Below are 13,096 nucleotides of genomic sequence, written 5' to 3' on the forward strand. Positions count from 1 at the left end.
CTTATAAGTACTCGTGCTCACGACCGGATCACGTTCGTACGGCAGGCTGTCGCCCATGAATGTGGGAATAACCGGGATCGCGTACGCCCTGCCGGCCCGCGAGGTCACGACCGCGGAACTCCAGCGGCGGGTCGCGCCGAAGCTGCCCCCGCGGATGTTCGAGCAGGCGACCGGGATCACCCGGCGCCGGGTGGCGGCCGACGACGAGTACGCCTCGGATCTGGCCGTCGACGCCGCGACCAAGGTGCTGGCCGACGCCGGCCGCGATCCGCTCGACATCGACCTGCTGCTGTTCGCCAGCGCCACCCGGGACATGGCCGAGCCGGCGACCGCGCACGTGGTGCAGGCCGCGCTGGGCAGCCGGGCGCACGCGCTGGACGTCACGAACGCCTGCAACAGCTTCCTCAACGGCATCGACCTGGCCCGCTCGATGATTCTCACCGGGCGGGCGCGCACCGCGCTGGTGGTCACCGGTGAGACGCCGACCCGGGCCATGCGGCCCTCTCTCACCAGCCTTGCCCAGGCCCGTACCGCGCTGGCGGGTTACACGTTCGGTGACGCCGGGGCGGCCGTGCTGGTCGAGCCGGTGGCCACCGGCGGAATCCTGGACGTGGACGCGGAGACCCACTCCGAACACTGGACCGTGGGCGGCATCTTCGGCGGTGGGTCCCGGCACCCCCGGGGTGACGAGCACACGTACTTCTCCGGCGACGGCCGCCGGCTCCGGGCCGTCTTCGAGGAGATCGGCCCCGGACTGATCGCACGCGTGATGAAGCGCTTCGACCACTCCTGGAGCGATTACGCCCGCGTGCTGGTCCATCAGGTGACCTTGCCGTATCTGTCGCGCTTCGTCGAGGTCACCGGCGTTCCCGAGGACAAGCTCGTGATCACGGTCGACGAGCTGGGCAACATGGCCTCGGCCACGCTGGGCGTCCAGCTCGCTCGGGCATATCCGGACTTGAACCCGGGAGATCGGGTGCTGATGGTCGGACTCGGCGGCGGCGTCAGCCTGATGACCATGGTGTGGGAGGTGTCATGAGCGCGCCGCTCTGGGTGGTCGTGCCCGCGTACAACGAGGAAAGCCGGATCGCGGCGACCCTCGATGCTTTGGCGGCGCAGACCGACACCGACTTCACGCTGCTGGTCGTCGACAACAACTCGACCGACGGCACGGCGTCCGTGGTCCGTCGTTTCCGAGCCCCGTTCCCGGTCCAGTTGCTCATCGAGACCGACAAGGGCGTGGGCTGCGCGGTCGACACCGGCTTCCGGCACGCCATCGCGGCGGGCGCTGTCTTTCTGGCCCGTACGGACGCCGACTGCCTTCCCGCCCCCGGCTGGGTCGCCGCCGCTCGCGAGGCCCTGACCAGAAGCAACGGCATGGCCTGCGGCAAGATCACCGCCCGGGCGGACGAGCACGGTCCCCTCGGCCGCGGCTTCTTCCGGGTGCTGGTCGGTCTGGCCGCCTTCTTCGGCCGCATCCGCCCCGCGCACCGCAAGCCCGAGTTCAAGGCCCCGTACCGCATGCACGCCGGCAACAACATGGCCATCACCGCCGAGCTCTACCAGGCGTGCGGCGGCATGCCCCGGCGCCCCTCCCCCACCGACCGCACCTTCCTCAACCGCGTGCGGCGCACGACCGCCGCCATCGTCCACAGCCGCGAGATGGTGGTCGCCAACTCCACCAGGCGGATTCGGGCGTACGGCGTACTCGGCACCGCCAAGTGGTACCTGGACCGCGGCAGCGGCCTCCGGACGGCGGACCCGCGCTGATGCTCACCGAACTCCTCGACTCCCTGCACGCGGGCGACGGCCGCCCCGCCCTGCCCGGCGCCACCCGAGGCGAACTGGCCGAGCTCGTCCGCGGCTACGCCGTGGCGCTCGCCGACCTCGATCCGGGCGACACCATCGCGTTGGCCGTACGCCCGGGGCCACGCTCGCTGGCCACCCTGCTCGCCGCGTACCACCTGGGCCTGCGCGTCGCCGTGCTGGACCCGACCGCCGGCCCGGACGTCCTGCGGGCCCGCCTGGCCCTGGCCGCGCCCAAGCTCGTGCTGGCCGACGCCGCCGCCCAGGCCGTGGCCGGCTGGGCCGCCCGCCTGGCCCGCCGCGCCCACCTCGCCCTGCCCGAACTCGGCGCGATAGCGCCGGTGCGCACCGTCGGCCGCCGGCTGCCCGGCTCGCCGCCCGCGCTGCGTCCCCGGCCGGGCCGTCTCCCCCGGCGGTACGAGGGTGAGGGCGACGCCGTCATCGTCTTCACCTCGGGCACGACAAGCCGCCCCCGGGCCGTGGTGCACACCCGCCGTTCCCTAGCGGCCGGCATGACAGCCGTCCACGACCTGGTCCGCCCGGTGCCCGGCGCGCCGGTGCTCGGCGGCACGTTCTTCGTGCTGGTGCCGTCCCTGGCCGGGGGCGCCCCGGTGGCCTTCCCGTCGCGGCGGGCCCTGCCCCGCCAGATCCGCGAGCTGAACCCGCAGGCGACCTACCTGACCCCGCCGCAGATCCGCGCCGGCCTGGCCGCGGGCGCCCGCTTCACCGGCCGCGTCTACAGCGGCTCGGCCCCGGTCAGCGCCGCCCTGCTCTCGGCCGTACGCCGCTCCGGCGCGGCCGAGGCGTGGGGCGTCTACGCCTTGACCGAGGTCTTCCCGGCCGCGGCCGTCGAAGAGTCGGAGAAAGCGGCCTTCACCGGCGACGGCGACCTGGTCGGCCGGCTGCTGCCGGGTGTCACCGCCCAGGTCGCCCCCGACGGCGAGCTGCTGCTGTCCGGCCCGACCGCCGCCGACCGCTACCTGGGCGACGATCCCTTCGAGTGGGTCGCCACCGGCGACATCGGCCGGGTCACGGAGGACCGGAAGGTCGTCCTGGGCGGCCGCGCCAAGGACATGATCCTGCGCCGGGCGGAGAACATCTATCCCGGCCTGTACGAGCCGTCGCTGCACGTCCCCGGCGTCGAACTGGCCCTGCTCGTGGGCGTCCCCGCCGGCGACGGCGACGAACACGTGGTGGCGGTGGTCCAGACCACGGCCGGCGCGGACGAGCGCACGGTGCGGTCGGCTCTCCGCGAGCCGCTGGCCCGGATGGGCTCGGCCCGCCCCGACCGGCTCGTCTTCGCCCGGATCCCCCTGGCCGGCCGCTCCCGCAAACCCGACCGCCAAGCCACCGCGGCCCTGGCGGCCCGCCGGTGAACGCCCGCGGTCGTGATCGGCGCGTGTACCTGGCCAGCCATCCGGTCCTCTTCGCGCTGCTGGCCGTCACCCGCCGCCGGCCGGCGCTGCGGATCGGCCGCAATGTGCTGGTGCACGACCGGGAGGCATACCGGAAGGCCCTGACCAAGGTCCCCCTGGACCGTACGGCCGAGGGCACGACCGGCGGCGCCGCGGGCGCGCTCGCGGGCCGCGGCGCCCTGTTCGACCAGCACGGCGACGAGCACCGCGACACCCGCCGCGGCACCGCCGACCTGCTGGGCGCGGCCGGGGTGGCCCGCCTGCGCCCGATCTGGACCGCCCTGCTCGCCGACCGCCTTCAGTCGCTGGAGAAAGGAGAGGACGTCGACCTGGTCCCCCTCACGGCCGAGATCGCCGGAGCAACCGCCGCGGCCCTCCTGAAGATCGACGTAGACCCCCTGACGCTGGCCGCGGCCGCCCGGAAGGCCGCCGCCGCCGCGGCCCGAGCCCATTTGCCCGGCCCGGCCCGCCACCGCGCCGAGAAGTCAGCCGAAGCAGCCGCCGCCCACCTTCTCACCCTCCTGACCCCCACCGCCCGACCCACAACCCCCGACCCCACCCGAACCGACCCAGCCCTCTCATCCGCCGCCGCGGACGCAGCGCTCCACCGCGGCCAACGGACCAAAACGCTCGACCTCGACCGGCGGGACGTAGCCCTCGGCCCCGGCGGAGAGGGGCCGGAGCTCGACTCTGGGCGGCCGGGTGCGGCCTTTGATGGCGGACGGGAGGATGCGGCGCTGGCGGCGATGCTGGCCGTGGCGGCGATCAACACCACCGTGGCGGCCATTCCCCGGGCGGTGGCCTGGGCCTGCGACGCCGGGCTGTGGGAGCACGCCGCGTCGCCGGCGCTGGCCGAGGAGCTGTTGCGGGTCACCGCGCCCACTCCGCTGCTGCCGCGGGTGGCGGCGGCCGAGGCCGAGGTCGGTGGCTGCCCGGTCCGGGGCGGTGACCGTATGTTGCTGATCGCCCGGCACGCCGCCGAGGCGCACCGCCGCGACCCCTGTCCCGAGGATCCGGCGCCGGCCCAGATCTCGCAGTTGGTCTTCGGCGCCGGCCCGCACGCCTGCCCCGGCGCCCGCCTCGCCCGCACCCAGCTGGAGGACGTTCTGGCCGCCCTGGCCCCCTTCCGCCCGACGGTCGTACGGGCCCGGGCCGACCGCCGCTCCGCGTTGCCGGGCTGGCGCTCCCTGACCGTGCGAGCCACGATGCGCGCCCCGCATGGTGCCCCTTTCGCCGGCGCGTCCCGCGTCCCCGGGCAACGCACCGGTTGCCCGGAGGCGTTCCCCGGCACCGCGTCTGCCATGCCGGCGGCGCATCGCACCGATGAGAGTCGCGAAGGCCACCGACCGCGCCCGGGCAACGGAGGCTGTGCGGATGAGCCGCGATGACGGAAGCCCGCGGACCCCACTACGACGACGGACAAGCGCGCGGCGAAAGTTGCTGCGCCGATGACGGTGGCGGTGAAGGTGTGGCGCGGTGACGGATGCCAGTGGGTTCTGCGGGAGCGAAGAGGCTCGGTGAAGGTCGCGGTGACGGGTGCCAGTGGGTTTTGCGGGAGGGAAGAGGCTCGGTGAAGGTCGCGGTGACGGGAGCCAGTGGGTTCTGCGGGGCGGAAGTGGCTCGGCGAGCGGCGGCGGACGGGCACGACGTGACCTGCCACGGGCGGCGGCCGGGGCCGGTCGGGCGGCACCGGCCGTGGGACGCCGCGCGGGAGGTGCCCGACTTTTCCGGTGCTGATGTGGTGCTGCATCTGGCGGCGGCCGTCGGGGACTCGCGGCATGGGGACTTCGAGCGGGTGAACGTCGACGGCACCCGGCGGCTTCTCGCGGCCGCCGGGGATCGGCCCGTGGTGTGGGTCAGCAGTGCCAGCGTCTACCGGCCGGGGCCCTATGACCGGGCCGTCGGCGAGGACCATCCCACCGACGGGCAGCGGACCGCCTACGGGCGTACCAAAGCGGCCGGGGAACGCCTCGCCCTCGACGCCGGGAAGGTCGTGCTGCGGCCGCGCGCCGTCTACGGTGACGGCGATCCCCACCTGCTGCCCCGGCTGCGGCGGACCGTTCGGGGTGGGCGCGCCTGGCTGCCCGGGCCCGACGTTCCGCTGAGTCTGACCGCGGTCGGCAACCTCGCCCAGGCCTGCCTGGCCGCCCCTCGGTGGCCGGCCGGGGCGTACAACATCGCCGACGATGTCGTGTACCGGCGGGACTCGGCCGTGGCGGCGGTGCTCGGTGTGCCCGTACGGCATGTGCCTGTCGCCGTCGCTCGGGCCGTTGCCGTGGTGAGCTCGTGGCGGCGGGAGCCGATGCTCACGCCGTACTCCATCGATCAAGTCACCGACGGCCTGGTGCTGGACATCGGGCGGGCGCTGGCGTGCGGGTACGCCCCCGTCACGCGGTTGTGCTGACCACCTGTGAACGGGCGACCGTCTTGGCGAGCGTGCCGTCGCTGCCGAGGCGGGTCGTGACCGCGTCGACCGAGAACTCGTAGCGGGTGTCGCGGTCGAGGCCGGTCACCGTGGCGCTCATCATCGCGCAGGCGGGGCCGGGGGTGACGACCGTCCAGCCGATGTCGCGCTGCTCGCCGAGCAGGGCGTCGTGGCTGATCGCGGTGACCCGGTAGTCGACCAGGTTGTCGCCGCCGGGGTTGTACCAGGTGACGGTGGCCGAGGTGGCGCCGGTGACCGCGGTGGCGCCGTTGATCGGGTTCCGCTTGTTCGGCGGGCACGAGGCCGAGCCCGTGGGGGTGGGCGCCGGCGTCGTGCTCGGCAGCGGCAGGAAGCCCGTCGGGAACGGGGTCGCGGTCGACTTGGCGCCGGTCACCACCGGGGACGGTGTCGCGCTGCCGTTGGCCACGCGGACCCAGGTGGTGCCGGGGGTGACCGGCGCGTTCGGCGTGCTGCCGCCGCTGCCGCACGCGGCCAGCAACGGCACCAGCGCGAGCGTGCCCAGTCCCATGGTGCCCAGCCAACGACGACGCACTCGCAGCCTCCGTCCGTTCGGTTCCCGTCAGGGGTTCCGTTCGGCCGGAGACGGCGGCAACTTAGTCGCGTCGGTAGAGCTCGCGGGTGCGTACCGCCAAATTTCTCGTCGCGGCCGAGTTGGCCCAGGTGCCCAGGACCACGGCCGCGCCCGGAATCATCTTGGCGAAGATCTTCTTGGCGGTCTGTACGCCGGCCATGCCGGCCAGCTTGACGCCGAGCCGGACCATCGTGCCGCTCAGCGGCCGGGCGGTCGCCTCGCCGAGCAGACGGCTGGCCCGCTCCCGGCCCGCGGCGACGCCGAGGGCGAGACGGGCGGTCTGCGCGACCTTGTGCACGCGCTGGAGGACCAGCAGGTCGGTGGCGCGTTCGGAGGCGGTCGGATCGTGGTCGTACGCGGCGGCGACGTGCAGCACCATGCGGGCTTGATTCCAGGCGAGGACGCCGACGTCGAGGACCGCGCCGGGCAGGCCGGTGGCGCCGGCGGCGGCGCCGGAGATGCGGGCGAGGGTGGTGAACCTCTTGATCGCCAGGTCGGCGAGCTGGTGGGGGGTCAGCTCGGGGTGGTCGGCGCGGGTCAGGCGCACCCACTCGGTGGCTTCGGGGCCGAGGCGGCGAACGGCTTCGAGGGCGAGGTGCTCCGGCGCGTACGTCGGGTCGGCCTTCATGCGCGACCAGAGGGAGCCGGGGGGTTCGGCGGTTTCGGCGAGTACGGGACGTTGCGGGGCTTCGGTCACAGATCGCTCCGAGGGGGGAAGGGAACGTTCCCGTGCCATTGTGCCGTGCGGATGCACGTGCACGCGAGACCCGATCTTCGGTTGTGCCTTCTCCGAGATCTTCGCTGCCCGAACGTCAGGGCCACATCACCGATTCGGTACGTTTTTCATGTGTCGACGGGCACAAGCCGGTCGCACGGAATGAAAGCCGGGGCAGGCTTGTTCGCACCGGGTACCCCGTTTTGGACCACAACAGGAGGCGTTCGACGTGCTCGACCCACACGAGCTGTACGAGCTGGCCGACGACCTGCCCGAGCTCGACGAGCCGGTCCTCGTCCAGGCGCTCACCGGGTTCGTCGACGCGGGCAGCGCGATCCAGCTGGCCCGGGAAAGTCTGCTCGACAGCCTGGAGAGCCGCGTGATCGCGACCTTCGACGTCGACCAGCTCCTCGACTACCGGTCCCGCCGCCCTCCGATGATCTTCGTTGAGGACCACTGGGAGAGCTACGAGGAGCCGGCCCTGGCCCTTCACCTGGTCCGCGACCAGCTCGGCACCGAGTTCCTCCTGCTCACCGGGCCCGAGCCCGACCTGCAGTGGGAGCGCTTCATCAGCGCCGTGGTGGCCCTGACCGAGCGCTTCGGCGTCCGGGTGACCGTCGGGCTCAACGCGATCCCGATGGCCGTGCCGCACACCCGCCCCGGCAGCGTCACCGCCCACGCCACCGACAAGTCGCTGCTCGGTGACCGCGAGCCGTGGCTCCAGCGGGTGCAGGTGCCGGGCAGCGTCGGCAACCTGCTCGAGTTCCGGCTCGGCCAGGCCGGGCGCAGCGCCATGGGCTATGCGGCGCACGTGCCGCACTACCTGGCCCAGACCACGTACCCGGCCGCCGCCGAGCTGCTGCTCGACTCGCTCTCCTCGGGCACCGGTCTGGCCCTGCCCACCGGCGACCTGCGCGAGGCGGCCCGGGCCGTCCGCGACGACGTCGACAAGCAGATCGCCGACGACGAGCAGGCGACCCGCCTGGTGGCCTCGCTGGAGGCGCAGTACGACGCCTTCCTGCGCGGCCGCGAGACCAACCTGCTCGCCGACACCGACCGTCCGCTGCCTACGGCCGAGGAGCTGGGGGCCGAGCTGGAGCGCTTCCTGGCCGAACAGGGCCGCGAGGATTCGTGAAGAAGTCCAGGACCTGCTGAATCTCCCGGTCCCAGTACGCCCAGTCGTGATCGCCGGGAGTGAACGCCGAATCCAGCGTCACTCCCGCCTCGGCGCACGCCCCGGCGAAGCGCTGGTTGATCTCGGCCAGGTAGTCCTCGGTGCCGCAGCGCAGCATCAACGGCGGTAGCTGGTCCACGCGCGCCCGGCGGACCAGATGCAGCAGGTCGTCGTCGGTGCCCTCGGCCTCACGGCCGGCGAAGACCCGGTCCATGAGGGCGCGGATGTGCGGCCGGTCGTCGTGTTCCTGCAGGTACGCCAGGTCGAGCGCGCCGGACAGGCTGGCCGCGGCGGCGAACCGGTGGGGTTCGCGCAACGCCCACTTGAAGGCGCCGTAGCCACCCATGGACAACCCGGCCACGTACGTCCGCCGGGGTTGATCGGAGACCTTGAAGAACCGGTGGACGAGTCGCGGGAGCTCGTCGCTGAGGAAGGTCCAGAACTTCATCCCGTACGCCTCGTCGGCGTAGAAACTGCGGTGCACCTGCGGCATGACCACGGCGAGCCCGCGCTCGGTGGCGTACCGCTCGATCGAGGTGAACCGCGTCCAGGCGGTGTCGTCGTCGGTGAGCCCGTGCAGCAGGTAGAGCAGCGGCGGCGGCTCCACCCCGTCCTGCGGCAGCACGACCGTCATCGAGGTGTCCAGCTCCAGCGCCTCAGAGGCGAAATCAACACGGATCAAGGCCATTGAGCGACCGTACGCCTGGCGTCACGCGCCCTTCGCTCCCACGGCGACGCGATCTTCCGCCCCCGCCGCCGCACCCTCAGCCGCCCGCGCAGCCCGCCCGCGCAGCTCGTCGCCGAAGTTCTCCGAAGCCGACACTCACATATCGACCATTGTGCCCACGCCCCGGTTGGGAATGTCGTACCCGTCGATTAGAATGTATGTACGAAAGACGCCCTCTGACCTGCTGATCTTCAGCGTGTTTCGGGTGTTTGAGTTAGGAGATCGACGTGAACTCGTCCGTGCTGAGTGTTCCCTCGACCAACCCCGTGCCCGTCATCCCGCCGTACGCGACCATGCTCGGTTTCACCCGGTATGTGACGCGGACCGGCCCGGCCAAGGCCACCTTCGTCGGCGGCCTGCGCCGCGCCCGCGAGCGCCGGTCCGGCTTCAACCCGCACGGCCAGCTCGTCAAGGCACTGAAGGCCGACATCGCCTTCCGCACCGGCGGCAGCTACCTGTCCGGCGTGGTCGATCTGGTCAAGGAGCGCTGGAAGCCGCTGTACGAGTCGGTCAGCGCCGGCGCCAAGACCTACCTGGCCTCCCTGGGCGACCCCGAGCAGGTAGGCCTGGCACAGACCCGCGACGCCCTGGCCACCGTCGGCCCCCTGGCCGTGAAGATCAACCCCCACTTCGGCCTGCGCTACGAGGACGGCCGCCGCGAGGCCGTCCGCCTGCACTTCGACGAGAACCCGCCCACCCCCGAGGCCGTGACGGCAACACTGCACCTGATGGCCCGCCACATGGACCAGATCCTGCCGAACGCCGAGCCCGTCCTGGTCGACCTGCGCCGCGGCACCACCCACCGCATGGACCCGTCCGCCAAGCCCAACGACATCGAGGCCTGGCTCTCCGGCGAGGCCGCCGCCTTCACCGCCATGTGGGGCGCCCCCGCCTGACCCACCCACCGTCCCGCGGCCGCCCCGGTTCCCGACCGCCCAAGTCCTCCGGGGCGGCCGCGCCCTACCCACCGCCCAGCCGGCGACCATTGCGCTACCAGCCCCCACCCGGGCCGTCGCCGCAAACCCGGCCCGCACCATCCGCACTGCCACCCAGGCCGTCGCCGCAAACCCGGCCCGCACCATCCGCACTGGCGTCGCCGCAAACCCGGGCCGCACCATCCGCACTGGCGTCGCCGCAAACCCGGGCCGCAGCATCCGCGAGGGCCGCCCGACGCACCGTCGTTGCGGCGGATCATCGCCTCGCGGGCGTCTCGCATGCCCTTAGCTCGCATCCCCCGGTCAGCCGCGACCCTGCACACTCCGTGGTAGTTCGGCCGTGGGCCAACGCCAGCGCCACCCTCTGTTGCCGTCAGGCCCCTCCGGAGTGGCGTCGACGGTTCGCGACCACTTCGAGACGGCGCACGGACAGCCAAAACACCTTCCTGGCCCTCCGCGGCGCCGAGCCGGCCAACGGTCGGCTAGCGTCCGCGCGGTCCCAGGGCGGGCAGTCCCAAGACGGGGAGCCCCAAGACGGACAGCCCCAGGACGGACAGCCCCACGACGAGCCAACCTTGGACGGGCGGTCCCAGCTTTGAAGCGGAACCAACGGGGCGGCGGGGCGGAACGGCCGGCACAGGGCAAGCGTCTCGGTGCGGGGGACGGAGGGCCTGACGCGGCACAGGGCAAGCGTCCTGGCGCGGAGCGAGAACGCTCGGCGCGGAGCGATAAGGCTCGGCGCGGAGCGATAAGGCTCGGCGCGGAGCGAGAAGGCTCGGCGCGGAGCGATAAGGCTCGGCGCGGAGCGATAAGGCTCGCGGGTTAGAAGGCTCGCGGGGCGAGAAGGCTCGCGGGGCGAGAAGGCGCGGCGCGGAGCGATAAGGCTCGCGGGCTAGAAGGCTCGCGGGGCGAGAAGGCTCGCGGGGCGAGAAGGCGCGGCGCGAGGTGCGGGGTGGGGCGCGTAGTGGGTGTTCGGGTGGCGGGCGCTAGCTCTGATTACCGCCGTGTGGGGGAAATTCGGGGTTTCGGGTGGGGAATGCCTTAGGTGCAGAACGGTTGCGACGATGCTCTCGGTGTACAGCACGGCACCGGCGCGTCGGGGGGCGTTCGTCATGGGAGCATTTGGTGGAGTTGTGGGCCTGGCGGTGGCGGGGGTCGCGGCGGGCACCCTCGTGCAACCGGTGGCGGCGCAGGCCGCGGGCAAGCTGCCTGGGCTGGTCGCCTATGTGCGCGGTGGGGATGTCTACGTCAGCGACGGCGGGGCGGAGAAGCGGCTCACCTCCGGCGGTAACCAGGCTCGGCCCCGGTGGGCGCCGGACGGGAAGCAGATCGCCTTTCTCAAGGGTGGGCTGCTCTGGGTCATGCGGGCCGACGGGAGTGGGCAGCGGCGGCTGACCACCCGGCCCGCCGCGGGGCCCTCGTGGTCGCCGGACGGGAAGTGGATCGCGTTCTCGTCTTTGTCGTGTTCGGGTGGGCCCGGGGTGTACCGGATCGCCGTCAAAGGGCAGGCGCAGCCGGAAGTTCTGTTTCCCCGGGACTGCCGTGGGGAGGAACTTCCCGCCGAGCCGGCGCCGGTGACGTCGCGGGCCGGGTCGCTCAGTGAGCGGCTGGCCGGGGACGACGCGGTGGCCTGGTCGCCTGACGGGAAGCAGGTCGCGTTCCGGGGTGGCAGCTGCGAGTCGGTCTACGACGCCTGCCTCAGTGTGGGGACCGTGGCCACCGGCGGGGAGCAGACCGTGGCCGCGTACGGGGGTGGCTCGCTGCAGAACCGCGGGTTCGCCGTGGTGCCCAGCTGGCGGCCGGACGGGCGGAAGCTGGCCTGGACCGCCTACCAGGAAGGGGAGACCGCGGCGCAGAACGAGCCGGTGCATCTCGTCGAGTACGACACCACCACGCGGGCCAAGCGGACCGTCGGCGGGGCCGGTGACCGCGAGCTGGCCTACGTCGACAAGGCGCGCGCCGTGGCGACCGGGCAGAACGCCGGTGGCTCCTGGGTGATGGTGGTCGGGCTGGCCGACGGGACCCGCAAGCCGTTCCGGTCCGGGTCGCAGCCCAGCGTGCAGCCGGTGGGCTAAGCAGAGTCGCCGGAGGTGCCGATGAGGGTGTTGACCGGTGGCGACGAGGTTGCCACCGGCCGGCTCTCTGATGGAGGTACTGCATGAGCGTCTCCGGTCTCGGTACCGCGCGAACCCCTCACCCCCCGGTGACCCCGCTGCATCGGGCCTCCCGGGCGGACAAGCCCGCGCCGGCGCGCACCGACTTCGACTCGCTGACCGGCAGTGACCGGGAGCTGATCTTTCAGGTCACGGGGCAGCGGGTGGGGCCGGGGTTCGATCCGGCCAAGGACCACCCCACCGCCTTCGCGGCGATCATCGCGGCCGAGCGGGCCAGCGGTCGGCTCGCGCCGGGGCAGGACGCTTCGGCGCTCTACGTCAAGGACCTCAACCGGCGGTACGAGCGGACCGGCGGCCCCAACCCGGTGGCCCCGTACATGGCCAAGGCCCTGGCCTATCTCGCGCAGACGACGGCCGCTCGCCGGATCGACGTCAGCGCCTGAAAAACTGGGGTGGTGCAGGAACATCCACCCATCCGGACCTTTCATCCGCGCCGCGGTCGTATGAGCGCGCGGCACGCCGACGCGCACGCCGAACTGTGGCCGCGTCTCGGGCTGACCGTCGAGGACGGCGACCGTACGCCGCTGAGCCTGCCCGAGTTGTTCGGGCGGGACGCCCCGGTCGTGCTGGAGATCGGTTTCGGGATGGGTGACACCACCGCGGCGATGGCGGCGGCCGACCCCGGCCGGGACTATCTGGGCATCGAGGTGCACACGCCGGGCATCGGGAACCTTCTCGCGCTGGCCGGGGAGCTCGGCCTGGACAACCTGCGGGTGGCTCGGGGCGACGCCATGGAACTCGTCCATCGGCTGTCGCCGGGGTCGATCGCCGCCGTGCACATCTTCTTCCCGGATCCGTGGCCGAAAGCCAGGCATCACAAGCGGCGTCTCGTACGGCCGGGCAACGTGGCCCTGCTGCGGGAACGGCTCCGCCCGGGCGGGGTGCTGCACTGCGCCACCGACTGGCCGCACTACGCCGAGGCGATGGCCGAGACACTGGACGCCGATCCGGGGCTGGAACGGCTCGACACCGACCGGGCCGACCGGCCGGAGACCAAGTTCGAGCGGCGCGGCTCCCTGGCCGGCCGGCCGATCGCCGATCTTCGCTACCGGCGCCGCGACTGACCCGGCCGGCCCCGCCGCCGAAGACGGCCGGCGGCCTCGCGTGACCACGCCGCTCGTCCGGTGGTGGTC

The 13,096-nt window shown here is 72.9% G+C and carries 13 protein-coding genes; 10 read left to right on the forward strand and 3 right to left on the reverse strand.

The window, feature by feature from the left end; genetic code table 11:
* Positions 1 to 55: 55 nt before the first annotated feature.
* The 5 genes from AB0C26_RS01720 (at position 56) to AB0C26_RS01740 (ending at position 5,625) form a co-directional block, all read left to right on the forward strand.
* Positions 56 to 1,039: a ketoacyl-ACP synthase III gene (locus AB0C26_RS01720; protein WP_360239857.1), complete on the forward strand. Its 984-nt coding sequence runs from the start codon at positions 56 to 58 to the stop codon at positions 1,037 to 1,039.
* Positions 1,036 to 1,770: a glycosyltransferase family A protein gene (locus AB0C26_RS01725; RefSeq protein ID WP_360239860.1), complete on the forward strand. Its 735-nt coding sequence runs from the start codon at positions 1,036 to 1,038 to the stop codon at positions 1,768 to 1,770. Before AB0C26_RS01720 ends, AB0C26_RS01725 begins: the two co-directional genes overlap by 4 nt.
* Complete coding sequence (locus tag AB0C26_RS01730; protein WP_360239863.1) at positions 1,770 to 3,182, forward strand: class I adenylate-forming enzyme family protein; 1,413 nt, start codon at positions 1,770 to 1,772, stop codon at positions 3,180 to 3,182. Before AB0C26_RS01725 ends, AB0C26_RS01730 begins: the two co-directional genes overlap by 1 nt.
* Before the next feature lie 23 nt (positions 3,183 to 3,205).
* Entirely contained in the window at positions 3,206 to 4,609 is a 1,404-nt protein-coding gene (locus AB0C26_RS01735; RefSeq protein ID WP_360239866.1) for a cytochrome P450, read from the forward strand.
* A gap of 194 nt (positions 4,610 to 4,803) precedes the next feature.
* Positions 4,804 to 5,625, forward strand: coding sequence for an NAD(P)-dependent oxidoreductase (locus AB0C26_RS01740; RefSeq protein ID WP_360243451.1), 822 nt, complete (start codon positions 4,804 to 4,806; stop codon positions 5,623 to 5,625).
* On the opposite strand, the gene AB0C26_RS01745 is transcribed toward AB0C26_RS01740, so the two are convergent.
* Together AB0C26_RS01745 and AB0C26_RS01750 are read right to left on the reverse strand one after the other, a co-directional pair.
* On the reverse strand, positions 5,609 to 6,199 hold the full coding sequence (locus AB0C26_RS01745) for a fibronectin type III domain-containing protein (RefSeq protein ID WP_360239869.1): 591 nt from the start codon (positions 6,197 to 6,199) through the stop codon (positions 5,609 to 5,611). The two genes, AB0C26_RS01740 and AB0C26_RS01745, sit on opposite strands and share 17 nt — an antisense overlap.
* A gap of 61 nt (positions 6,200 to 6,260) precedes the next feature.
* The gene (locus tag AB0C26_RS01750) at positions 6,261 to 6,974 is read right to left on the reverse strand and encodes an EcsC family protein (protein ID WP_360239872.1); all 714 of its coding nucleotides are present in this window, start codon (positions 6,972 to 6,974) and stop codon (positions 6,261 to 6,263) included.
* 208 nt (positions 6,975 to 7,182) lie between these two features.
* On the opposite strand from AB0C26_RS01750, the gene AB0C26_RS01755 reads away from it, so the two are divergent.
* A complete protein-coding gene (locus tag AB0C26_RS01755) occupies positions 7,183 to 8,088 on the forward strand; it encodes a PAC2 family protein (RefSeq protein ID WP_360239875.1) in 906 nt (301 codons plus the stop codon).
* Here the strand turns inward: AB0C26_RS01755 and AB0C26_RS01760 are convergent.
* Positions 8,021 to 8,815 (reverse strand): alpha/beta hydrolase family protein, encoded by a 795-nt coding sequence (locus AB0C26_RS01760; RefSeq protein ID WP_360239878.1) that lies wholly within the window; start codon positions 8,813 to 8,815, stop codon positions 8,021 to 8,023. The two genes, AB0C26_RS01755 and AB0C26_RS01760, sit on opposite strands and share 68 nt — an antisense overlap.
* Before the next feature lie 332 nt (positions 8,816 to 9,147).
* Here AB0C26_RS01760 and AB0C26_RS01765 point away from each other — a divergent pair, with 332 nt between their 5' ends.
* From AB0C26_RS01765 to trmB, 4 genes are all read left to right on the forward strand, one after another.
* Positions 9,148 to 9,750 (forward strand): hypothetical protein, encoded by a 603-nt coding sequence (locus tag AB0C26_RS01765; protein WP_360243454.1) that lies wholly within the window; start codon positions 9,148 to 9,150, stop codon positions 9,748 to 9,750.
* A gap of 1,172 nt (positions 9,751 to 10,922) precedes the next feature.
* Positions 10,923 to 11,864 (forward strand): hypothetical protein, encoded by a 942-nt coding sequence (locus tag AB0C26_RS01770; RefSeq protein WP_360239881.1) that lies wholly within the window; start codon positions 10,923 to 10,925, stop codon positions 11,862 to 11,864.
* 83 nt (positions 11,865 to 11,947) lie between these two features.
* Positions 11,948 to 12,346, forward strand: coding sequence for a hypothetical protein (locus AB0C26_RS01775; protein ID WP_360239884.1), 399 nt, complete (start codon positions 11,948 to 11,950; stop codon positions 12,344 to 12,346).
* Between the two features lie 60 nt (positions 12,347 to 12,406).
* Positions 12,407 to 13,027 carry a tRNA (guanosine(46)-N7)-methyltransferase TrmB gene (gene trmB / locus AB0C26_RS01780; RefSeq protein WP_360239887.1) on the forward strand — a complete coding sequence of 207 codons (621 nt, stop codon included), beginning with the start codon at positions 12,407 to 12,409 and terminating at the stop codon, positions 13,025 to 13,027.
* Positions 13,028 to 13,096: the final 69 nt, after the last annotated feature.

Origin of the sequence: Actinoplanes sp. NPDC048796, from assembly GCF_040650035.1 — a bacterium.
Lineage (GTDB): Bacteria > Actinomycetota > Actinomycetes > Mycobacteriales > Micromonosporaceae > Actinoplanes.

What these genes read in the sequence shown, in the direction of transcription:
- AB0C26_RS01720 (WP_360239857.1), top strand. Translation starts at nt 56, where the DNA reads ATGAATGTGGGAATAACCGGGATCGCGTACGCCCTGCCGGCCCGCGAG.
- AB0C26_RS01725 (WP_360239860.1), top strand. Translation starts at nt 1,036, where the DNA reads ATGAGCGCGCCGCTCTGGGTGGTCGTGCCCGCGTACAACGAGGAAAGC.
- AB0C26_RS01730 (WP_360239863.1), top strand. Translation starts at nt 1,770, where the DNA reads ATGCTCACCGAACTCCTCGACTCCCTGCACGCGGGCGACGGCCGCCCC.
- AB0C26_RS01750 (WP_360239872.1), bottom strand. Translation starts at nt 6,974, where the DNA reads ATGGCACGGGAACGTTCCCTTCCCCCCTCGGAGCGATCTGTGACCGAA.
- AB0C26_RS01760 (WP_360239878.1), bottom strand. Translation starts at nt 8,815, where the DNA reads ATGGCCTTGATCCGTGTTGATTTCGCCTCTGAGGCGCTGGAGCTGGAC.
- AB0C26_RS01765 (WP_360243454.1), top strand. Translation starts at nt 9,148, where the DNA reads ATGCTCGGTTTCACCCGGTATGTGACGCGGACCGGCCCGGCCAAGGCC.
- AB0C26_RS01775 (WP_360239884.1), top strand. Translation starts at nt 11,948, where the DNA reads ATGAGCGTCTCCGGTCTCGGTACCGCGCGAACCCCTCACCCCCCGGTG.
- trmB (WP_360239887.1), top strand. Translation starts at nt 12,407, where the DNA reads ATGAGCGCGCGGCACGCCGACGCGCACGCCGAACTGTGGCCGCGTCTC.